Here is a 21,496-nt window from a genome sequence, read left to right as displayed (position 1 = left end):
ATAGCTTCGTTCCCATTTACATACCGTAAAACAATCTGTATTCTATCTTCTGCTGTAAATTTGGCCATAAAAAAACCCCCGTAAACGTCAGATTGGTGTCTAACATTTACGGGGCAGTTCAATTCCAGCTAAGGTTTTTTTGTCCGAAGATTATACGTGTTTTTCTAAAACACCTGCTAAAGCTTCTTTTGGTTGGAAGCCGACTACTTTATCAACAATTTCGCCATCTTTCATAACCAATAAGGTTGGAATGCTCATAACACCAAAATTAGCAGCTGTTTGTGGGTTGTCATCCACATCAAGCTTGGTAATTTTTACTTTATCGCCCATTTCTGAATCAAGCTCTTCAAGAACTGGAGCAATCATTTTACAAGGTCCGCACCAAGGAGCCCAGAAATCTACAAGAACAAGGCCTGAACCTGTTTCAGCAGCAAAGTTTTGATCTGTTACGTGTGAAATAGCCATTTTAAAATGCCCTCCTAATAAATACTAAAATACTACCGAAAGTATAACATTGATTAAAAAATCACGCTAATAAATTGCTCTCCCGTCATTTTCCCCTATTTCTCTCCTAAGTATTCTTAATGATTAATAAAGCGAGCGGAACCTTCCGCTCGCTTTTTTATTTTCTTGTATCTCTTACGGAGCGGATCCAATCCATCTGTCGCTCTTATTATGAATGTACTTTCAGCTTTTTAAACTCTTCGGTTAATAATGGAACCACTTCAAACAAGTCGCCGACGATTCCGTAATCTGCTACTTTGAAAATATTTGCTTCCGGATCTTTATTAATGGCTACGATTACTTTCGAGTTGGACATTCCAGCTAAGTGCTGAATGGCTCCGGAAATTCCGCAGGCAATGTAAAGGTCGGGTGTAACAACCTTTCCAGTTTGGCCAATTTGTAATGAATAATCGCAATAATCTGCATCACAGGCACCGCGGGAAGCTCCTACTGCTCCGCCTAAAACTTGCGCCAATTCTTTCAATGGTTCAAAACCTTCTGCGCTCTTTACACCACGACCGCCAGATATAACCACTTTTGCTTCACTTAAATCTACGCCTTCACTTGTTTTTCTTACTACCTCTTTAATGATGGCACGAAGGTTGATAATTTCAACTGAAAGGGAGGAAACCTCACCACTTCTGCTTTCATCCTTCGCCAATGTTGCAATATTATTTGGACGTACTGTGGCAAAAATAAGCCCGTCGGTAACAATCTTCTTTTCAAAGGCTTTACCGGAATAAATCGGTCTGGTAAACACAATATTTCCTCCACCAGCTTCAACGGCAATGACATCAGAAATGAGACCTGACGAAAGTTTACCAGCAATTCGTGGAGCTAAATCTTTCCCAAGCGCGGTATGTCCTAATACGAGTCCTTCTGGTTTTTCTTGATTAATTACTGCCAATAATGCTTGGGCATAACCATCTGATGTATATTGTTTTAATTTTTCATCTTCAACAACGACAACTCGGTCTGCTCCATATTGTACTAATTCTGCTCCTAAAGCGCTTACAGTTTCACCCGCTATTACTCCAATTACTTCTCCGCCTTCTGCAATTGTTTTCGCTGCAGCGATTGCTTCAAATGATACATTACGTAACGATCCGTCACGAACTTCTCCTAATACCAATACTTTTCTTGACATTCTATATACCTCCTGAAAAAACAATTTTTATGTGAATTCGATTAAATTACTTTTGCTTCCGTATGAAGTAAGTGTACAAGTTCTTTAACCTGATCATTTAAATCGCCAGCTAAAACCTTTCCAGCTTCTTTTTTAGGCGGCAAATAAATTTCAATTGTTTTAGTTTTTGCTTCCACATCGTCTTCTTCAAGGTCAAGATCATCTAATTCTAATTCAGCAAACGGCTTCTTCTTCGCTTTCATGATTCCAGGTAATGAAGGGTAGCGCGGTTCATTAAGACCTTGTTGTGCTGTGACTAAAAGCGGAAGGCTTGTTTCGATGACTTCTGAATCCCCTTCAACATCACGAGTAACTGTTACATTACTGCCATCGATTTCAAGCTTGGTAATCGTAGTAACGTAAGGAATGTTAAGCAGTTCGGCAACACGCGGACCAACTTGACCAGATCCACCATCAATCGCAACATTGCCGCCTAAGATTAAATCAGCGTCTTTATCCTTTAAGTATTCAGCAAGTAGTTTTGCAGTTGTAAATTGGTCGCCATTTTCCACATCGTCTTCCGTATTAATAAGGACAGCTTTATCGGCACCCATTGCAAGAGCTGTACGCAATTGCTTTTCGGTTTCTTCGCCACCGACAGAAATAACAGTTACTTCTCCACCATTGGCATCTCGGACTTGGATGGCTTCTTCAATTGCATATTCATCGTAAGGGTTGATGATAAATTCGGCACCATCCTCATTAATTTTTCCGCCGTTCAACGCAATCTTTTCTTCGGTATCAAAGGTTCTTTTCATTAATACAAAAATATTCATGGTCAAGGTTCCCTCCTAGATATTCAAACATTTGTTCAGTTCGAAAGATTGAAAAAATTTTTTTGAAAAAAATATTAGTTAAAACTACCTTGGCAGGGAGGACCCCAGCAAGGTAAGTTTATTCCCCTTTAAAATGTGGTTCTCTCTTTTCAATAAAAGCTTGGATGCCTTCTTTAGCATCAGCAGAGACGAATACTTCACCAAACAACTCCGCTTCCTTTTTCGTCCCTTCATAAAATTCTTCTGTTTTGGCATAATTTAATAGTTGAATAGCAGCACTAATCGAGCCAGGACTTTTCTTGGCCACTTTCTTCGCCAGTTTATAAGCCTGATCCAGTACTTCATTTTCCGGGAAGGCGTGATTGGCTAGACCGTATTGAACTGCCTCTAATCCTGTGATTGGTTCAGAAGTGAATAGCATTTCCGCTGCTCTGGCAACCCCGACATATTTCGGCAGACGCTGGGTGCCAGCAAATCCAGGGATTAATCCCAGCTGCAGCTCTGGCAGGCCAAGTTTAGCTGTTTCGCTAACATAACGGATGTGACAAGCCATTGCGAGTTCAAGACCACCGCCAAGGGCCGCCCCATGAATGGCTGCAATAATTGGCTTTGGAAATTTCTCCATCCGGTCAAACAAATCTTGTCCAAACTTTCCAAGATTTGCAAAGCCTTCGGAAGAAGTAATGGTGGTAAATTCTTTAATGTCTGCTCCTGCAGAGAAAAAGCGTCCTTCACCATGTATGACAATGACCCTAATTTCATGGTTCGGTTCAATTTCATCAAGTACTTCCGACAATTCCCTTAAAAGACCTGATGAAAGGGCATTTGCCGGAGGTCGCTGAATCGTGATTGTCGCGATATTGCTCTCACTAGACCATTTTAAATATTCCAATTAAACTCCCCCTCTACCTAATTTTCCATGTGTTAGCGACTTCTAAATCCATTAATCAAGAGACGATGGACCGGAGATGCCAGCTTAGTGATTTCATATTTTTCCTCATTCATCACCCAGGATGTTGCTGTTTCATCAATCGTACCGAATATCATTTGCCGGGCAAGACGTACATCAAGGTCACTTGAAAACTCATCAGATTCTTTGCCTTCTATTATAATCTTATCAATCACCTTTAAATAGCCCTTTAGTACATCGTTAATACGGAGGCGTAAATCCTTATTCGATTGGCGCAATTCTAATTGGGTGACAATGGCAAGGTGATGGTCTGCAGAAAGCAGGTTGAAATGAGCTTCAATCATCATTAATAACTTCTCTGTCGCCGTCCCTTTTCCTGCAATCATTTGATCTATTTCTTCAATAAAACTTCCCATTTTTTCTTCAAAGAGGGAGATAAGAATGTCTTCTTTGTTTTTAAAATACAGGTAAATGGTGCCGTCAGCCACTCCCGCCTGTTTCGCAATTTTTGATACCTGTGCCTGATGGTAGCCATTTTCAGCGATAACAATCACGGCAGCATCAATAATTTGCATATATTTTGGCTTCGTTTTTTTCAACGATATCCCCCCTTTGAAGATTAGAATTTTAATAGTAAAAAAAGAAAAATATGAATGAATAATCATTCATATTTTAATAATAGTTTTTAAATTTATTTCTGTCAAGAAATTCTGGAACACCCTCTTCATAATATTTCAAATTTTTCAATTAGACAAGCCTGATTCCACAAAAAAAAAATGAATGATTGACTAAATTAATTGTCAGGCGTGCTTGATGCTTTCTTCCTCTATTTTTTGTTTTTCTTCTTCTATTAGCATTCTTCTTAATATTTTCCCAACAGCTGTTTTCGGTAATTCCGATCTAAATTCATATAGTCTCGGTGCTTTATAGGCTGCGAGATACTTTCTTGCATATTCATTCATTTCATCTGAGGTAACAGCTGAGCCCTCTTTTAAGACAATATAGGCCTTCACGGTTTCACCGCGGTATGGATCAGGTATTCCGGCAGCGACTGCCTCTAGCACATCCGGATGTTCATACAATACTTCCTCTATTTCCCGAGGATAAATATTGTATCCACCAGCAATAATCATATCCTTTTTGCGGTCGACGACATAGAAATATCCCTGCTCATCCATGTAGCCAAGGTCTCCTGTATACAGCCAGCCGTCATGGAGGACTTCCTTCGTTTCCTCTGGCCGATTCCAGTAGCCTTTCATAATCTGCGGTCCTTTTACAACAATTTCGCCAATTTCCCCAACCGGCATTGGTTCACCATTATCCATAGATAGAATCATAGCATCTGTATCAGGGTATGGAACACCGATGCTTCCCTTTACTCTTTCCACGTCCCACAAGAAGTTGGAATGGGTGACAGGTGATGCTTCTGATAAACCATAGCCTTCGACAAGCTTTCCTCCGGTCACTTCCTCAAACTTCTGCTGAACTTCAATTGGAAGTGGGGCCGAACCACTAATACACGAATGAATCGAAGAAAGGTCGTATTTTTTCATGTCAGGGTGATTTAATAAGCCAATATAGATGGTCGGTGCACCCGGAAAAAGGGTCGGACGTTGTTTTTGAATCGTCTTTAATGTTGTCAAAGCATCGAATTTAGGCAATAAAATCATTTTACACGCCATCTTAATAGATAAAATCATGCATACCGTCATCCCATAAACATGAAAAAAAGGAACGATTCCGAGCATCGATTCTTCTCCAGGCTTTGCTTTGTATAACCACGCTTCACTCATTGTTGTGTTGGAAAGTAAATTTTTATGGGTTAGCATTACACCTTTCGGAGATCCTGTCGTACCGCCTGTATATTGAAGTAAGGCAATGTCTTCCTCAGGATTGATACTGTACTTGATCAATTTTTTCGGACTTCCCTTTACTATTTCTGTAAGCAAATGGGTGTTTCCCTCATGCTTTACTTTCACGACAATTCCATATTGTTTTTTCTGAATGAAAGGATAAACGAGATTTTTTGGAAATGGCAAGTAGTCTTTGATAGCGGTTACAATTATATGCTGTAACTCAGTCTGTGGAATAACTTTCGAAACACGTGGATAGAGGATATCTAAGGTGATAATGGCTTTGGCTCCGGAGTCCTTCATTTGGTACTCCAGTTCACGTTCCGTATATAACGGATTGGTTTGGACCACAATTCCGCCCGCCATTAATATACCAAAATAACTAATAACCGCCTGAGGAGTATTTGGAAGCATGATGGCGATCCGGTCATCTTTTTCAATGCCCAAGGTTTCCTGCAAATAACTAGCAAAGTTTAAGGCATCTTCATAAAGTTTTTTATAGGTATGTTCTTTACCCATAAAATGAATAGCAATTTTTTCTGGAAACCTCTTGGCTGCATCTTCTAAGTATTGTTGTACTGGTTCTGAGGAGTATTCAAGTGTGGCAGGAATTTCTTTTGGGTAAATATCCAACCATGGTTTAGACTCCAACTTAACAAACCTCCCTTTTTTTATTAAATTATTTAAAATTTTCCAACAATCACTTCTATTATAGTACAGTATTTCACAATAAACAATGGAAACTAAGTACACTAATATAGCAATAATAAGTTCTAAAAAAAAATCACCGCTGATACCATTCAGCGATGATTTCCCCTTATGCAAAAAATACCATATAAATGATACCGATTAGCAAAAACAAGCCGCACAAGCCAATAAGAACTTTAGCTAATTTCTCCACAGTTTATCTCCCCTTAAGAAATTCCTGCACCAATCACATAAGATAACCCTACGGAAATGACCAACGAAATCAAGCCAACAGCCCGATTATCATTTTGAATTTCCTCGTCAATCTTGAACTTTGGTGTTAAAAATTCAAAAATAAAATAGCCGATTAATAACAGCACAAATCCATATATCCCCCAGCCAATCATTGTCAGTAAAGAATCATGCAGCGCAATCGTATGACGAAAGATATTGGCAACACCAAATATTTTTCCTCCGGTAGCCATCGCTACTGCTAGGTTTCCCTTTTTAATCTCATCCCAATTTTTATATTTGGTTACTACTTCAAATACGGCTAAAAAGACAATCATACATAAAATAACGACACTATAATAAGCAGCAATTTGAATATACTCATTCTCCCAAAAATGGTCCATGAACAAAACTCCCCCGGGCATTATTTAAATTCTACGATGGTAACGCCTGATCCACCCTCTCCGGCTTCTCCAAAGCGAATTTTTTTAACGGAACGATGGTTTCTTAAATATTCCTGAACTCCCTGCCTTAATGCGCCAGTACCTTTCCCGTGAATAATCGAGACACGAGGGTAACTGGAAAGCAAGGCATCATCTATATATTTTTCTACTTTTAACAGAGCATCCTCATACCTTTCACCGCGCAGGTCTAGTTCCAGTTTAACAAGTAAGTCCCGCCCTTTTACAATCGCCATCGGCTTGGTCTCCACTTGTTTCGGCGTGCTCATATATTCCATGTCTTTTTCTTTCACTTTCATTTTTAAAATTCCAATTTGAACCTGCCATTCATTGGCAGATTTTCTTTCGACAAGTATCCCTTTTTGATCAAACGTAAAGACCTTTACTTCATCTCCAGGCATGTACGTATGTTTCTTGTTTTTCTTATTCGCTAGCTTCGCTGATTTTTGAATTTCCGGAGCTGCTTTTTCTAGGCGTCTTTTAGCATCAATTAATTCATGCTCCTTGATTTCCGCATGCTTTTCGGTTCTCATTTTTCGAAGATCACGGATAACCATTTCTGCTTCATTTTTCGCTTCTTCGACAATTTCCTCTGCTTTTTCGGCTGCTTTTTCCATCATCGAGTCTTTATTCTCATAAAACTCCAATATTTGTTTTTGCAGGTCTTGATGAAGCTTTTCCGCCTGTTTTAAGTAATCGCGGGCTTCCTGCTGCTCGATTTCTGCCTGTCGCTTGCTTTCTTCCAACGAAGCAATCATTTTATCGATTTGGTTTGTATCCTCGCTCACATGAGACCGGGCTGCTTGAATGACCAGATCATTTAACCCTAATCGTTTCGAAATTTCAAAAGCATTACTCCGGCCAGGCACTCCAAGGAGCAACTTATAGGTTGGACTCAATGTCTCGACATTAAACTCAACACTCGCATTCAGCACACCCTCACGGTTATAACCATACGCCTTCAATTCCGGATAGTGAGTTGTCGCAATAACTCTTGCGCCCCGCTTGTGAACTTCATCTAAAATCGAGATAGCCAGAGCTGCCCCTTCTTGTGGGTCAGTTCCTGCTCCAAGCTCGTCAAACAGAACAAGGCTATTAAAATCGACATGTTTTAAGATTTCGACGATATTGACCATATGGGACGAAAACGTACTTAAGCTTTGTTCTATCGACTGTTCATCGCCAATATCGGCATAAACTGAGTCAAAAACGGCAAGCTCTGAACCATCCTGCGCGGGTACATGCAATCCTGCCTGAGCCATTAATGAACATAAACCAAGTGTTTTTAAGGTGACCGTTTTCCCGCCTGTGTTCGGCCCAGTAATAACAATGGTTGTAAACTCTTTCCCCAGCAAAATATCGTTGGCCACTACTTCATCGGTTGGAATTAACGGATGTCTTGCTTTGTATAACGCAATTCTGCCTTCATTATTCATCGTTGGCATCGTTGCTTTGATTTTTTTCCCATATCTTGCTTTAGCAAAAATAAAGTCTAAATTCGCTAATATGTCTACGATTACATGCAACTCGCTCTCATGCTCAGCAGCAAAGGCGGAAAGCTCTGTTAGAATTCTTTCCATTTCAAGCTGTTCTTTCACACGAATATCCTGTAATTGATTGTTTAATTGGACAATCACTTGCGGTTCAATAAATAATGTTTGTCCCGATGCGCTTTGGTCATGGATAATCCCGCCGTAATGACCGCGGTACTCTTGTTTAACGGGAATAACAAAACGATCATTTCGAATTGTGACAATCGCATCGGAAAGCATTTTACTGGCATTCGATGAACGAATCATACTCTCTAATTTTTCGCGAATCCGTGATTCATTCGACCTGAGCTGTTGTCTTAATGAACGCAACAGGTCACTCGCACTATCTAAAATCTCGCCGCTTTCATCGATGGCCTGTTTAATTGCTTGCTCTAGGTTTGTGAGTGGAATGATACGTGCAACTTGTTCTGATAAAATCGGCAGTTCTGTTCTTTCCGCTGCAATATCCTCAATAAATCGTTTCATCTGCCTGCTTGCATAAATGGTGCTTGAAATTTGGATAAGCTCGTGTGTGCTGAGGATACCACCAATAACAGACCGTTTTATATGGGCCCGGATATCATGTATCCCTGACAAGGGAACATTTCCTTTTATCCGAAAAGCAGTGGCAGCCTCATCTGTTTCTGCTTGAAGCCGGACCACATCTTCAAAAACAGTGGATGGCACCAAGTGATTGATTTTATCTTTTCCAAGTGATGATGCAGCATGTTCTAAAAGCTGCTCCCTCACTTTTGTAAATTCTAATACCTTTAAAGTCTTTTCTTGCATGGAGTTACCCCCCTTTAGTTTCGATTATGTAAAAATTCTAGTAAGTCATTTTTATCAAGTGCGTTTAACACCGATGATTTTTTGATCCAGCCCTTTTTAGCTGTGGAGACACCAATTTCCATATGCTTTAATGTATCCAACTTATGGGCATCCGTATTGATGAGAACTTTCACACCCGCCTCCTGGGCTTTTCGTAAATACTCTGCCGCTAGATCAAGGCGGTTTGGATTGGCATTTAATTCTAAAGCGGTATTCGTTTCTTTTGCTAATTCTATCAGTAAATCAATATCGACATCGTATCCTTCCCGGCGGCCGATTTTTCTGCCAGTTGGATGAGCAATTAAATCGACATGGGCATTGGTTAAAGCTGTCTTTAGCCGCTCCATAATTTTTTCTCTTAGTTGGGAAAAAGCAGAATGGATAGAGGCGATAACAAAATCCATTTCAGACAATAAATCATCCTCAAAGTCTAACGTGCCATCCGGTAAAATATCCATTTCAACGCCACGAAGGATGAGAAAATCATTATATTTTTTATTTAACTTTTTGATTTCTTCTCCTTGCTTCAATAGCCGTTCACGAGTAAGTCCATTAGCTACCTTAAGGTACTGCGAATGGTCGGTGATGGCCATGTATTGATAACCACGCGACCGGCATGCTTCTGCCATTTCTTCAATCGAATGAGCCCCGTCACTCCAGGTTGTATGCATATGAAGATCACCCTTAATATCTTCAAGCTCGATTAATTCCTCATTGACTGTGAAGGTCTCTACTTCTTTCCCGTCCTCTCTTATTTCAGGAGGAATAAAGGGAAGGTTGAAATGCTTGAAAAAGTCCTCTTCTGAGGTGAAGGTGCGGATTTCACCTGTCTCTACGTTTTCCACGCCGTACTCACTTATTTTTTCGCCGCGTTCTTTGGCAAGCTGTCTCATGCGAACATTATGTTCCTTTGAACCAGTAAAATGATGTAAGGTCGTAATAAATTCCTCTGGTTTGACCAAGCGAAAATCGATGGAAACATCATAATCATACGCAAGTACTAAAGAAACCTTCGTATCGCCTGCACCAATCACTTCTTTAATATCAGGCAATTGGAGCAGTTGCTCACGAACAATTTCATAGTTGGAGGTCGCAATAATAAAATCAAGGTCTTTGACCGTCTCTCGCATTCTTCGAAGGCTACCAGCCCGCGAAAAACGAAGGATCTCCGGTATTCTGGCAAGCCTTTCTTCAATCTGTTCTGCTATCGGCAGCATATAGGCAATTGGCAGCCGTTCAGGCCTTGAACCGATGCTTGCGATGGCACTAAGGATTTTTTCTTCCGTTTTTTTGCCAAAACCAGCAAGCACTTGTACATGACCTGCTTCACAAGCTTCTTTTAAACTGGTAACATCGACGATTCCTAACTCCTTATAAAGCTTGGCGATTTTCTTTCCACCTAGCCCCGGCAGCTGTAGTAACGGAACCAAGCCGGCCGGGACTTCTTCCTTAAGTTCTTTTAGCACTGACGAAGAACCTTCCTTTAAGTATTCATCAATCACTGCGGCAGTGCCTTTTCCAATCCCCGAAATAGTGGTGTAGTCCTCAATGTCTGAAAAGATCCGTTCATCTGTTTCAAGAGCATTGGCTGCCTTGCGGAAAGCTGATACCTTGAAAGGGTTCTCACCCTTTAATTCCATATAAATCGCAATCGTTTCTAGTAAACGTATTAATTCTTTTTTATTGACTTCCATAAAATCCACCTACCCCTTGAGTATAGCATCTTCATTTTAACTTATTTTAAGGAAGAAAAGAAAAACTTCTCTGCCAAAGAGAAGTTCAAGCAGTTGTTCTATTCAATTCACAGACTTTTGATTTGCTGTGAAAGGATTGGAGTGTGATTCACAATCGCCTTTGCCAAAACGGAATGATCCAAAAGAGACTGGATAAGTTCTATTGGAATTAAGGCAGCGATATATAATAAAATAAAAATAAGTAAATAAACCTCAAAGAAACCTAAGAGGCCTCCAGCCCAAACATTTAACTGCCTTAGGACCGGTAAATGGGCAATAAAGTCGAGCATGGAACCAATAATTTGGAGGACCACTTTAACTGCAAAAAAGATAATCACAAAGGCAATCGCCGAATAGAAGGCCGTTTCTACGTCAGTAGAGTCTGTTAGGATTTTTAACACTGTTCCTTCTCCCAGGTTTGGGTAGGGAATCCATAGAGTTAACTTTGGCGACAACTGATCGTAGTATAAATAAGCGACAATATATGCAATAATAAAACCTGTTAAATGAACAAGTTGCAGGATAAAGCCTCTTTTAAGGCCTACAAAGAATCCAATGATTAAAAGGAAGATAATTACTAAATCCATCATATTTTTTTAGTCCTTTTCTTTTTGTAGTTCTGCTTGCAGTCGTTCTAATTGATCTTTTATTTTAATATAATCATTGACTGCATTTACCGCTGTTAAAACAGCAAGTTTACTTACGTCAAGAGCTGGATTCTTAGAATTGATTTCGCGCATTTTATCGTCAACTAACGATGCCACAAGCCGAATATGACTCGGGCTTTCCGTCCCCATTATGACGTATTGCTGTCCGTAAATATCAACGGTGGTTCTATTTTTTTCTGTTTTTGACAAAGTAAATGCTCCCTTCAAAGAATCCTACTCCATATCATAACACGAACGTATGGAAGTGGAAAAGTCAAACCTATTTAAGAGAGTCGTATATACTTAGTGGAAATGTGGTGTTTTAAGATTGGGTAATCTTGTAATTAATCAAGGAATAAGTGAAATCATGAAAATGCAGGAGTATTACGAGAAACATTTATTGGATAAAAATCCTCCCGGAAGTGTGTTTGTTGCGAAAACTCCGGCCTGTATGATCACGGCTTATAAATCAGGAAAAGTTTTATTCCAGGGGAATGATTGTGAAAAAGAGGCTGGTAAATGGAGTGGCAGCGCGCCCTCCAAAAAGCCTGTTTCATCCAAAACGAAATCAGCGGTGAAAAGCGATCTCCCTGTTGGCATTGGAGGGATGTCAGCCATCGGTTCAGATGAAGTCGGGACCGGGGACTTTTTTGGCCCGATTACCGTCGTAGCTGCTTACGTAAAGAAAGAACACATCCCTTTGTTAAAAGAATTAGGCGTCCGAGATTCGAAGGATTTAAATGACGAAAAAATCATTGCCATTGCAAAAGTCATCAAAGATGTTGTTCCATTTAGCCTGATGACCCTTAAAAACGAAAAATATAATCAGGTTCAAAAATCAGGCATGTCACAAGGAAAAATGAAGGCCATTCTTCATAATCAAGCAATATTAAATGTGTTGGACAAAATTTCACCTGAGAAACCAGAAGCGATTCTCATCGATCAATTTGTGCAATCAAGTACCTACTATCAACATCTAAAAGGACAGAAAGCGATTGCCAAAGAAAATGTCTATTTTAGCACGAAGGCAGAAGGCATACATCTGGCAGTTGCGGCTGCGAGCATTCTCGCCCGCTACGCCTTTATCCAATATATCGATAAGCTTAGTGATGCTGCTGGTTTTACGATTCCTAAGGGAGCAGGTGCACATGTGGATATAGCTGCAGCAAAGTTAATTATGAAAAAAGGGCGCGACATCCTGCCCTCTTTTGTTAAGCTCCACTTCGCCAATACGGATAAGGCGCTGGCGATTGTCAATAAAAAGCGGATATAAAAAATTTATAGGGTCGGAGGGGTAATAATGGCGATGAGACTTAGTGAAGCAGAAATAAATGAAGCTGTTGTTGAATTAACTGGCTGGAAATTAGACGGTAAATTCATTGTGAAAAAGTATCGTTTTCGGGAGTTCTTAAAAGGGGTAGCGTTCGTGAATGCGGTTGCTGAGCTTTCCGAAGAAAAAAATCATCACCCATTCATCGCAATTGACTATAAACTAGTGACGCTTAGGATTACCTCGTGGAATGCAGGGGGATTGACGGATTTGGATGTGGCATTGGCAAAAAACTATGATGCAATTTATGAAAAGATTTAATCAGAACAAAATGGAAGAGGTTGCCCCGATATTTAGCTGGTGGGGCAACCTTTTTTGCTGTATTTTCGAGACTTATTCATGAAAAATCTTCAAAAGAAGATGATCCATCTTTAATAACAGATTCTTATTCTTACTAAAGGCATTATTTACACAAAAAAGGGGACATTTACCCGTCAAAAATGTCATTATTTAATTTTATCAGCGACTTTGAGAGATTTATCAGCGACTTGAAGTGTTTTATCAGCGATTTAAGACAATTTATCAGCGAATCGATTTTTTAACCCAAGACTTAGCCAAATAAAAAGAAAAAGCCAACCCGAAATAAAAATACCTTTCGAGTCAGCCTATATTAATTAACCTCTTAACACCGCGCCTGCCTGTTCTTTTAAGGCTTCAAGCACACGATCATGAACTTTAGTAACTTCTTCATCTGTTAATGTTCGTTCAGGATCAACATATTTTAACGAGAATGCAATGGATTTCTTGCCCTCCTCCATCCTGTCACCTTCATACAAGTCAAACACCTGAACCTCCTTAAGAAGCGGTGCACCTGAAGATAAAATGATTTCCTTTAGGGTGCCTGACACCGTTTCTTTGTTTACCACAAGGGCAATGTCTCTTGTGATCGATGGGAAGCGTGGGATGGCTTCGTATTGTAACACCGGTGCATCTGCTTCAAGGACTGCTTTTAAAGATAGTTCAAATACATAAGTATCCTTCAAATCAAGCTCTTTTTGGACGCTCGGGTGTACTTGGCCAACGAAGCCGATTTTCTCACCGTTTAAGATAATTTCTGCGGTACGGCCAGGGTGCATGCCTTCTACCTTGGCTTGAACATATTGAACACCTTCTGCTAAACCAAGCTTCGCAAACATTCCTTCTAAAATTCCTTTAACAACGAAGAAGTCAACTGCCTTTTTCTCGCCCTGCCAAGAATGACTGTGCCACAGGCCAGTAATGGCACCTGCTAAATGCTCTTTTTCAACTGGTAGTAAGTCTTCTCCATTTGCTAAGAAAACGGCACCTGTTTCATACACGCCTAAGCTATCGTTTTGACGAGCACTATTGTATTTTAAAACTTCTAAAAGCTGTGGCATAATGCTTAAACGAAGGATGCTACGCTCTTCACTCATCGGCATCGCTAAACGAATCGTTTCACGCTTTTCAAGTGCAAATTGTGTAGCTTTTTCCTCACTGGTCAAGGAATATGTTACAGCCTGATATAGGCCTACACCCTCAAGATATTGACGGACAAAACGGCGTTTCTTCTGGTACTCTGACAACCTACCAGGTGTTGAAGAGCCAATCGGTAACGTCTTTGGAATATTGTCATAACCGTAAAGACGAGCTACCTCTTCTAGTAAATCTTCTTCAATTTTGATATCACCACGGCGTGTTGGTGCCGTGACTGTGATGGTTCCCTGCTCTACGATTACTGTGAATTGCAGACGATCAAAGATTTCTTTAACATCTTTCATTCCAAGGTCTGTACCTAGAACACGATTGATTTTTTCTAAAGTTATCGAAACAACTGCTGGCTCAACAGAAAGTGTATCCGCTTCAGCAGCACCTTCTAAAACTTCACCATTAGCATATTTCGCCATCAGGTAGGCAGCGCGTTCGCCTGCTACACGAACACGATTAGGATCCACACCTTTTTCAAACCGAGCGCTGGCTTCACTTCTCAAACCATGATCTTTTGAAGCTTTTCTAACAGTCCCCCCGATAAAATAAGCTGATTCTAATAAAACAGTTGTCGTATCAGGTGTTACCTCTGAATTCGCTCCGCCCATCACACCGGCAAGGGCAACTGGCACTGTTCCATTTGTGATGACGAGATGCTCGGAAGTTAATGTCCGTTCTGTATCATCAAGCGTTACAAATTTTTCACCATCATTCGCGCGGCGAACAAGAATTTCTTTTGATCCTAAACGGTCATAATCAAATGCATGTAGCGGCTGACCATATTCTAATAAAATATAGTTCGTTATATCAACGACGTTATTATGCGGACGAATTCCCGCCGACATTAAACGTGTTTGCATCCATAGTGGTGATGGAGCAATTTCTACATTTTTAATGATTTTTGCTACATATAAAGGGTTATCTTCTTTTGCATCTACGACTATTTTCACGTAATCTGCTGCCTTCTCAGTTGAGGATTGAAGGTCAGTTTCTGGAAGTTTAACCTCTCTTCCAAGAATTGCTGCCACTTCATAAGCAACCCCAAGCATACTTAAGCAATCCGCACGGTTAGGTGTCAAGCTTAGCTCTAAGACTTCATCGTCTCTGTTTAATAACGCAAGGGCATCAACGCCAACCTCTGCTTCCGCTGGAAAAACAAAGATCCCCTCGGAATATTCTTTCGGAACCACTTTTCCTTCCATACCAAGCTCAGTAAGGGAACAAATCATTCCGTTTGATTCTTCGCCGCGAAGCTTCGCCCGTTTAATTTTAAAATTGCCTGGTAAAACAGCACCGACAGTGGCTACTGCAACCTTTTGGCCTTTAGCCACATTTGGTGCACCACAAATAATTTGCACCGGTTGTTCTTCTCCAACATCAACAAGGCACTTGCTTAATTTATCGGCATTTGGATGCTGTTCACGTTCTAGAACATGACCAACCACAACACCTTTAATTCCGTCGTTCAGAATTTCTACTCCTTCAACTTCAATACCGCTCTTCGTAATTTTTTCAGCTAGTTCAGTCGCCGTTACTCCTGTTAAATCAATATAATCTTGGAGCCATTTATATGATACGAACATCTCGTTATCCTCCTTATTTTCTAGCTTCAACGCTTAGGGGCTCTTTGGTCTAAGCCTCTGACCGATGCGCTTCAGCATTTAGTTCTACTCGTGTTTAGAAAATTGTTTCAAGAATCGCACATCATTTGTATAGAAATGTCTGATATCATCAACACCATATTTCAACATTGCGATCCGCTCTGGTCCCATTCCGAAGGCAAATCCAGTGTATTTTTTAGAATCATATCCAGCCATTTCAAGGACGTTTGGATGAACCATACCAGCTCCAAGAATTTCAATCCAGCCTGTTTTCTTACAAACACTGCAGCCATGACCGCCGCAGATTTTACAAGAAATGTCCATTTCAACAGATGGCTCAGTGAATGGGAAAAAGCTTGGTCTTAAGCGGATTTCGCGGTCATCACCAAACATTTTTTTCGCAAAAACTTCCAACGTTCCTTTAAGATCACTCATGCGGATATTCTCACCGACCACAAGGCCTTCAATTTGCATAAATTGGTGTGAGTGTGTCGCATCATCATTATCGCGACGGTACACTTTACCAGGACAAATAATTTTGATAGGACCTTTTCCTTGATGCTTCTCCATTGTTCGTGCCTGAACTGGCGAGGTATGTGTACGAAGAAGGATTTCTTCCGTGATATAGAATGAATCCTGCATGTCGCGGGCCGGATGCCCTTTCGGTAAATTTAGAGCTTCAAAATTGTAATAATCTTGCTCGACCTCTGGACCTTCAGCCACCTGATAACCCATCCCGATAAATAAATCTTCAATTTCTTCAATGATTCTTGTGAGCGGATGGTGGTTACCGACCTTAACTGGGCTTCCTGGAAGGGTAACATCAATGCTTTCAGAAGCTAATTTTTCAAGGACTGCTGCCTCTTCTAAAGCCTTTTGTTTTGCTTCAATTTTAACAGCAATTGCTTCACGAACTTCATTGACGAGTGCACCCATGACTGGGCGCTCTTCAGCAGAGAGCTTGCCCATTCCACGGAGCACTTCGGTGATCGGGCCTTTTTTCCCTAAATAGGCAACTCGGATATCATTCAATTCTTTTAAGCTTGCAGACTGTTCAATTTTTTGAATAGCCTCTTCCTGCAATTCTTTTAATCGTTCTTGCATGTCTATTCCTCCTTAATTTTTATCTCGGGGTGGACGGGTGCGAATTCATGATTCCACGGATTTCTCGATATTTCCGCAAACTTTAAGATTAATTCCGCCAAGTTCGAGATGGATTCTGCCAAACTTGGGACTTATTCCCCCAAGTTCGAGATGGATTCCGCCATACTTGGGACTTATTCCGCCAAGTTCGCAGGGGATTCCGCCAAACTTGAAAGATATTCCGCTGAACAGTGGTGTCAGGCACCAGACAAACAAAAAAACCCCATCCCTGGAAAGGGACGAGGTTTATAGTTCGCGGTACCACCCTTGTAAACACGATATGTAAAACATTGTGTTCGCTTCATTCGGATAACGGCTTATGCCGGCGCATCTTTACATTTTTTTTCAAAAATGGTCCCGATGCCAACTCTGGAGGTGAACTTCTTCTGCCAATTCCATAAAAGTGCTTACAGTCGCGGCACTTTCTCCCTAAATGGTCTATGACAAAATACTTTTCTCCGTCATCGTTTTTGATCTCATATTAAAATTCTTCATTGAACTTTGATAACTGTCTAGCACCAGCGCCTAGGGGATCGAGGTTCCAATCCGTCAAGAAGGCTCGTCTTATGCTTGTCGCACCTGTGCAAGGCGTTTCCGCTTTCTAGTTCAATATTGTTCATTATTATATAATAATTTTCCTACTGAGGTCAAACTAGTTTTTTCCTATTTTTTTAGATAATAAAGAAGAATACCAGTTGCTACGGCTACATTTAAGGACTCGCTTTTGCCGAATATTGGAATAAAAAGATTGGCATTTGTACTTGCAAGAATATCTTTGCTCACGCCATTTCCCTCGTTCCCCACAATTAAGGCAAAAGATTCAGCAGTGGGAATATCAGTGTATGCCGAAGCTCCTTCAAGTGCTGTTCCATAAACGGGAATATTTTTTTCTTGCAGTTTGTCTATCCATTCATGCAGGTTGCCCCTGATGATAGGAAGGTGAAAATGACTTCCCTGTGCCGACCTCAACACCTTTGAGTTAAAAATATCAACACTGCCGCGGCCGATGATAACAGCATCAATCCCTGCAGCATCAGCAGTTCGAATCATCGTTCCAAGATTTCCAGGATCCTGGACTGCATCGATAAACAAAAAGGTTTTTGCATCCTGAACTTCCGAATTTGCTTGACGGCAAACGGCATAAATTCCTTGTGGTGCTTCTGTATCCGTTAACGAGTTTGAAATCTCTTCAGTAACAAGTGTGACGGGTATTGCCCCTGCATCCCAGCGCGGGGGTAATCCAACTTTTTCAGAAACGATAATTTCTAAAATTTGCTCTCCTTGTTTGATCGCCTCTTCAACTAAATGAAAGCCTTCGACTAAAAACGTTCCCGACTTATCTCGCTCTTTTTTCGTTAAAAGCTTTTTCCATTGTTTTACCTTTGGATTATTGACAGATTCAATATGTTTCAAAATTGGTTCTCCTTTAAAAAATTGCTCATGATTTTCTCATTATAGCCCAACTAATATACATAATAAAACCCAAAATAGAAATCATAATAAAGAAATACAGGATAAAAAGGAGTGTGTAATCATGAACTTAAATTTACGAAACGCGATTATTCACAATGTTTCTGGTAATTCACAAGAACAATTAGAAGATACTATTGTTGATGCGATTCAAAACGGGGAAGAAAAAATGCTCCCTGGACTTGGAGTCTTATTCGAAATCATTTGGCAAAATTCATCAGAAGAAGAGAAAAAAGAGATGCTTTCAACTCTTGAAAGTGGGTTAAAGTAAAATTCTTTGTAGTTGCTGCCGCCTAATAAATGGCGGCATTTCTTTTTGTATGGAAAAGGGGCGGAGCGCCGCAAAAGCGAATTAGTTTATCCAATTCGAGTGAAATAAATACATTTTTCACTTCGAATTAGGTGAAGTTCTGCTCTGCTCACACCGCCTTTATTAAGTTAGCTTGGTTTTTAGAACAAATTGTATTTCCATGCTAGATGGTGGCGTGTAACGCCAATTACGTTTTCTGTGGAAAAGGGGCGGAGCGCCGCAAAAATGAATCACTTTAACCAGTTAAAGTGAAATACCCATTTCACTAGACGAAAGATTGAAATCTAGCTCTGCTCTCACCGCCTTTATTAGGTGACTACGACTTGTTCTCTAAATTAATTTCCATGGTAGGGGTTGGGAATTGAGGCTCATGATAGTTTTTTTAAAAAAACCTCGGTAGCTTTACCGAGGATTGAAAACTTTTATTCAAACGTAATTCTATCAACTGTCTCACGGTCTAAACGTTTAATAACTTCGACAATTAAATTTACAGCATTTTCGAAATCGTCACGATGGAGCATGGCAGCATGTGAATGTATATAACGGGTCGCAATCGTTATCGCAAGTGCTGGAACCCCATTATGCGTCAAATGGATCGACCCAGCATCGGTACCGCCGCCAGGAATGGATTCGAATTGATAAGGGATGTTCAGTTCATCGGCTGTATCGGTAACTAAATCGCGCAAACCTTTATGGGCAATAAGGGAGGCATCATAGATGACAACTTGTGGTCCCTTGCCCATTTTACTCATTGCTTCTTTTTCTGATATCCCAGGAGTATCCCCGGCAATACCAACATCGACAGCAAAACCGATATCCGGATTAATTTTGGCTGCAGCCGTCTTTGCACCGCGTAGGCCAACCTCTTCTTGAACATTGCCTACTCCATAAACAACGTTAGGATGCTCAACTCCCTTTAATTGTTTCAAAACATCAATGGCAATCGCACAACCAATACGGTTATCCCAGGCTTTTGCTAAAAGCATTTTCTCATTGTTCATGACGGTGAACTCGAAGTAAGGCACCACCATATCTCCAGGACGGATGCCCCATTCCTTGACTTCATCACGGCTTGAAGCGCCGATATCGATGAACATATCCTTAATTTCAACAGGCTTCTTACGGGCTTCAGCCGATAAAATATGCGGAGGCTTAGAACCGATAATACCTGTTACATCTCCCTTTTTCGTAACAATGGTCACACGCTGTGCAAGCATAACCTGCCCCCACCAGCCGCCAACCGGTTGGAAACGCAGGAAGCCTTTATCATCAATCTGGGTGATCATGAAACCGACCTCATCTAAGTGACCGGCCACCATAATTCTTGGCCCACCCTCTTTGCCTACTTTTTTAGCAATCAAACTGCCCAGTCCATCGGTTGTGATTTCATCAGCAAATGGCTCTATGTACTTCTTCATCACTTCGCGCACTTCACGCTCGTTGCCGGGAATTCCTTTGGCATCGGTTAAGTCTTTTAACATGATCAAAGTTTCATCTAATTTTGCCATTAATTAGCCCCCTTTATGTAGGTACGTTTTTTATTATACCGAAAAAGTCTGCAAATTCACAAATTTTCTGCTAATAGTTATTCTGTTGTCTCTGATAATTTACTTCGTTTTTTTGAAAATATGCCTGTTCCATTTCTAGCTGGGAAAATCCTAACTGATCCGCTAACTGCAAATATGCTTCAAACAATTCTTTATAACTCATAAGATTTTTCGCTTTTTGAAAAATACTAATCAGTTCATAAATACGAAGAAATTGACCTGTTACATCCAAGGACGACGTATGCACATTCAATTCTATCTGCTGCCCATCAAAGCCACACTCAATCCCGAGTGATAAAATAAAATGGACACCATCCACAAACTCCTCGAGAATCACCTCTTTAGCGGATGATGGCTTCACACTCCAAAATTTAAAACAGCGAGTTTCATTCGCTAATTCGCCAATTTCCACGAGCAAGGCAAGAATCTTTCTGTTAAATAAATCTTCGTCTTGCAGTCCATGCATTTCTTCGATATAGGCATCCAATGCCTTTTGCATTTGAAACAGTTTTTCAAGTTGCATGATTATCACCACTCCTTATGGAAAAATTATAACAAAGTGAAAAATAATTGAAACTTTTTTTATTTTGATTCGTATTAAAAGGAAAATAAGTGTAGGAGGCTTAGCCATGATTTGGTTGCTGCGCTTCGTATTGTTGTTTATCATTTTTTTCTTATTATATTTGGCGGTAAAATTCCTTTTTACATCGAACAGAAAACTTGAAACTGCTCGTAAACAAAAACGTTTTTTACTGATTGATAATGATGATGTCAGAAAGAATTTTATGCTCACCTATAAAGGTTCGGTATTTGCTGGTGAAAAATATATGGGTAGTAAAGATAACACCTTTGACGTTGTCTCCATCCTTATTTGGCCCGAAGATTCAGCCACTCTCAAAGGGATGGTAAAGGATGACTTTTTTTATATCGATAATAAAATACTTGAGCACTATCCAAATGCTGAAATCAATTGGAAAAGCCCTGTGAAGGAATTTTTACAGCAATAGCCATTTAAATAGAAGAATAAGTTCTAGAATGGCAAGGACAGGAAAACCAATTTTAAACGATACATGCTTTGTTTTATGACGGAAAAGCTGCATCCCTGCCGTCGTCCCAACAGCTCCTCCAAATAAGGCCACAAGCCACAATGTCCGTTCACGAATTCTATACTTGTGGTTTTTCGCCCGGTTTTTATCCTCTCCCATAACCCAAAGCCCAACAATATTCATGATAAAAAAGGCCACAATCAAAATAGTCATTCTCTATATCCCCTTTATAGAAAAAGCCATTCTCATCAAAGA

The 21,496-nt window shown here is 40.3% G+C and carries 21 protein-coding genes and 1 other annotated feature; of the genes, 4 read left to right on the top strand and 17 right to left on the bottom strand.

Annotated elements, in window-relative coordinates; genetic code table 11:
- Positions 1 to 150: 150 nt before the first annotated feature.
- The 11 genes from trxA to zapA form a co-directional block, all read right to left on the bottom strand.
- Positions 151 to 465, bottom strand: coding sequence for a thioredoxin (gene trxA, locus M5A78_RS16650; RefSeq protein WP_248736403.1), 315 nt, complete (start codon positions 463 to 465; stop codon positions 151 to 153).
- 208 nt (positions 466 to 673) lie between these two features.
- Complete coding sequence (locus M5A78_RS16645) at positions 674 to 1,651, bottom strand: electron transfer flavoprotein subunit alpha/FixB family protein (protein ID WP_248736402.1); 978 nt, start codon at positions 1,649 to 1,651, stop codon at positions 674 to 676.
- Between the two features lie 41 nt (positions 1,652 to 1,692).
- A complete protein-coding gene (locus M5A78_RS16640; protein WP_248736401.1) occupies positions 1,693 to 2,466 on the bottom strand; it encodes an electron transfer flavoprotein subunit beta/FixA family protein in 774 nt (257 codons plus the stop codon).
- A 118-nt stretch (positions 2,467 to 2,584) separates the two neighbouring features.
- Positions 2,585 to 3,358 (bottom strand): enoyl-CoA hydratase, encoded by a 774-nt coding sequence (locus M5A78_RS16635; RefSeq protein ID WP_248736400.1) that lies wholly within the window; start codon positions 3,356 to 3,358, stop codon positions 2,585 to 2,587.
- A 32-nt stretch (positions 3,359 to 3,390) separates the two neighbouring features.
- Entirely contained in the window at positions 3,391 to 3,975 is a 585-nt protein-coding gene (locus M5A78_RS16630) for a TetR/AcrR family transcriptional regulator (protein WP_248736399.1), read from the bottom strand.
- Positions 3,976 to 4,176: 201 nt separating this feature from the next.
- A complete protein-coding gene (locus M5A78_RS16625) occupies positions 4,177 to 5,880 on the bottom strand; it encodes an AMP-binding protein (protein ID WP_248736398.1) in 1,704 nt (567 codons plus the stop codon).
- Between the two features lie 263 nt (positions 5,881 to 6,143).
- Complete coding sequence (locus tag M5A78_RS16620) at positions 6,144 to 6,551, bottom strand: DUF350 domain-containing protein (RefSeq protein ID WP_248736397.1); 408 nt, start codon at positions 6,549 to 6,551, stop codon at positions 6,144 to 6,146.
- A 20-nt stretch (positions 6,552 to 6,571) separates the two neighbouring features.
- Positions 6,572 to 8,929: an endonuclease MutS2 gene (locus tag M5A78_RS16615; protein ID WP_248736396.1), complete on the bottom strand. Its 2,358-nt coding sequence runs from the start codon at positions 8,927 to 8,929 to the stop codon at positions 6,572 to 6,574.
- Between the two features lie 14 nt (positions 8,930 to 8,943).
- Positions 8,944 to 10,662 (bottom strand): DNA polymerase/3'-5' exonuclease PolX, encoded by a 1,719-nt coding sequence (gene polX, locus M5A78_RS16610; RefSeq protein ID WP_248736395.1) that lies wholly within the window; start codon positions 10,660 to 10,662, stop codon positions 8,944 to 8,946.
- 107 nt (positions 10,663 to 10,769) lie between these two features.
- Positions 10,770 to 11,291, bottom strand: coding sequence for a CvpA family protein (locus M5A78_RS16605; protein ID WP_248736394.1), 522 nt, complete (start codon positions 11,289 to 11,291; stop codon positions 10,770 to 10,772).
- Positions 11,292 to 11,297: 6 nt separating this feature from the next.
- The gene (gene zapA, locus M5A78_RS16600; RefSeq protein ID WP_248736393.1) at positions 11,298 to 11,558 is read right to left on the bottom strand and encodes a cell division protein ZapA; all 261 of its coding nucleotides are present in this window, start codon (positions 11,556 to 11,558) and stop codon (positions 11,298 to 11,300) included.
- Positions 11,559 to 11,676: 118 nt separating this feature from the next.
- On the opposite strand from zapA, the gene rnhC reads away from it, so the two are divergent.
- Together rnhC and M5A78_RS16590 are read left to right on the top strand one after the other, a co-directional pair.
- Entirely contained in the window at positions 11,677 to 12,621 is a 945-nt protein-coding gene (gene rnhC, locus M5A78_RS16595; protein WP_248736392.1) for a ribonuclease HIII, read from the top strand.
- 33 nt (positions 12,622 to 12,654) lie between these two features.
- On the top strand, positions 12,655 to 12,939 hold the full coding sequence (locus tag M5A78_RS16590) for a 4a-hydroxytetrahydrobiopterin dehydratase (protein ID WP_248736407.1): 285 nt from the start codon (positions 12,655 to 12,657) through the stop codon (positions 12,937 to 12,939).
- 353 nt (positions 12,940 to 13,292) lie between these two features.
- Here M5A78_RS16590 and pheT read toward each other — a convergent pair whose 3' ends face one another.
- The 3 genes from pheT to M5A78_RS16575 all read right to left on the bottom strand — a co-directional run bounded on the left by pheT (position 13,293) and on the right by M5A78_RS16575 (position 18,281).
- Positions 13,293 to 15,707, bottom strand: a complete 2,415-nt coding sequence (gene pheT, locus M5A78_RS16585) for a phenylalanine--tRNA ligase subunit beta (protein ID WP_248736391.1) — start codon at positions 15,705 to 15,707, stop codon at positions 13,293 to 13,295.
- A gap of 84 nt (positions 15,708 to 15,791) precedes the next feature.
- Positions 15,792 to 16,829, bottom strand: coding sequence for a phenylalanine--tRNA ligase subunit alpha (pheS, locus tag M5A78_RS16580; protein ID WP_248736390.1), 1,038 nt, complete (start codon positions 16,827 to 16,829; stop codon positions 15,792 to 15,794).
- Between the two features lie 271 nt (positions 16,830 to 17,100).
- Positions 17,101 to 17,342: a binding site (T-box leader), on the bottom strand.
- A gap of 189 nt (positions 17,343 to 17,531) precedes the next feature.
- Entirely contained in the window at positions 17,532 to 18,281 is a 750-nt protein-coding gene (locus tag M5A78_RS16575) for a TrmH family RNA methyltransferase (RefSeq protein ID WP_248736389.1), read from the bottom strand.
- A 121-nt stretch (positions 18,282 to 18,402) separates the two neighbouring features.
- Here M5A78_RS16575 and sspI point away from each other — a divergent pair, with 121 nt between their 5' ends.
- The gene (gene sspI / locus M5A78_RS16570) at positions 18,403 to 18,609 is read left to right on the top strand and encodes a small acid-soluble spore protein SspI (RefSeq protein ID WP_248736388.1); all 207 of its coding nucleotides are present in this window, start codon (positions 18,403 to 18,405) and stop codon (positions 18,607 to 18,609) included.
- A gap of 461 nt (positions 18,610 to 19,070) precedes the next feature.
- Here the strand turns inward: sspI and M5A78_RS16565 are convergent, their stop codons facing one another.
- Both M5A78_RS16565 and M5A78_RS16560 read right to left on the bottom strand, forming a co-directional pair.
- Complete coding sequence (locus M5A78_RS16565; RefSeq protein ID WP_248736387.1) at positions 19,071 to 20,156, bottom strand: M42 family metallopeptidase; 1,086 nt, start codon at positions 20,154 to 20,156, stop codon at positions 19,071 to 19,073.
- A 70-nt stretch (positions 20,157 to 20,226) separates the two neighbouring features.
- The gene (locus M5A78_RS16560) at positions 20,227 to 20,718 is read right to left on the bottom strand and encodes a dUTP diphosphatase (RefSeq protein ID WP_248736386.1); all 492 of its coding nucleotides are present in this window, start codon (positions 20,716 to 20,718) and stop codon (positions 20,227 to 20,229) included.
- 106 nt (positions 20,719 to 20,824) lie between these two features.
- On the opposite strand from M5A78_RS16560, the gene M5A78_RS16555 reads away from it, so the two are divergent.
- Positions 20,825 to 21,202 carry a sigma-w pathway protein ysdB gene (locus tag M5A78_RS16555; RefSeq protein WP_248736385.1) on the top strand — a complete coding sequence of 126 codons (378 nt, stop codon included), beginning with the start codon at positions 20,825 to 20,827 and terminating at the stop codon, positions 21,200 to 21,202.
- On the opposite strand, the gene M5A78_RS16550 is transcribed toward M5A78_RS16555, so the two are convergent.
- Positions 21,191 to 21,454: a DUF1294 domain-containing protein gene (locus M5A78_RS16550; protein ID WP_406603716.1), complete on the bottom strand. Its 264-nt coding sequence runs from the start codon at positions 21,452 to 21,454 to the stop codon at positions 21,191 to 21,193. The two genes, M5A78_RS16555 and M5A78_RS16550, sit on opposite strands and share 12 nt — an antisense overlap.
- Positions 21,455 to 21,496 lie beyond the last annotated feature (42 nt).

Source organism: Neobacillus rhizosphaerae (assembly GCF_937468385.1).
Taxonomy (GTDB): domain Bacteria; phylum Bacillota; class Bacilli; order Bacillales; family Cytobacillaceae; genus Neobacillus; species Neobacillus rhizosphaerae.
This window is presented reverse-complemented; position numbering and strand designations above follow the sequence as displayed.

Bases quoted from the DNA above. Each gene is read 5' to 3' on its own strand.
- M5A78_RS16615 (WP_248736396.1), bottom strand. From the start codon at position 8,929: ATGCAAGAAAAGACTTTAAAGGTATTAGAATTTACAAAAGTGAGGGAG.
- M5A78_RS16620 (WP_248736397.1), bottom strand. From the start codon at position 6,551: ATGGACCATTTTTGGGAGAATGAGTATATTCAAATTGCTGCTTATTAT.
- M5A78_RS16550 (WP_406603716.1), bottom strand. From the start codon at position 21,454: ATGACTATTTTGATTGTGGCCTTTTTTATCATGAATATTGTTGGGCTT.
- M5A78_RS16645 (WP_248736402.1), bottom strand. From the start codon at position 1,651: ATGTCAAGAAAAGTATTGGTATTAGGAGAAGTTCGTGACGGATCGTTA.
- M5A78_RS16560 (WP_248736386.1), bottom strand. From the start codon at position 20,718: ATGCAACTTGAAAAACTGTTTCAAATGCAAAAGGCATTGGATGCCTAT.
- trxA (WP_248736403.1), bottom strand. From the start codon at position 465: ATGGCTATTTCACACGTAACAGATCAAAACTTTGCTGCTGAAACAGGT.
- sspI (WP_248736388.1), top strand. From the start codon at position 18,403: ATGAACTTAAATTTACGAAACGCGATTATTCACAATGTTTCTGGTAAT.
- M5A78_RS16590 (WP_248736407.1), top strand. From the start codon at position 12,655: ATGAGACTTAGTGAAGCAGAAATAAATGAAGCTGTTGTTGAATTAACT.
- polX (WP_248736395.1), bottom strand. From the start codon at position 10,662: ATGGAAGTCAATAAAAAAGAATTAATACGTTTACTAGAAACGATTGCG.
- M5A78_RS16555 (WP_248736385.1), top strand. From the start codon at position 20,825: ATGATTTGGTTGCTGCGCTTCGTATTGTTGTTTATCATTTTTTTCTTA.
- M5A78_RS16640 (WP_248736401.1), bottom strand. From the start codon at position 2,466: ATGAATATTTTTGTATTAATGAAAAGAACCTTTGATACCGAAGAAAAG.
- M5A78_RS16565 (WP_248736387.1), bottom strand. From the start codon at position 20,156: ATGGCAAAATTAGATGAAACTTTGATCATGTTAAAAGACTTAACCGAT.
- M5A78_RS16605 (WP_248736394.1), bottom strand. From the start codon at position 11,291: ATGATGGATTTAGTAATTATCTTCCTTTTAATCATTGGATTCTTTGTA.
- pheS (WP_248736390.1), bottom strand. From the start codon at position 16,829: ATGCAAGAACGATTAAAAGAATTGCAGGAAGAGGCTATTCAAAAAATT.
- pheT (WP_248736391.1), bottom strand. From the start codon at position 15,707: ATGTTCGTATCATATAAATGGCTCCAAGATTATATTGATTTAACAGGA.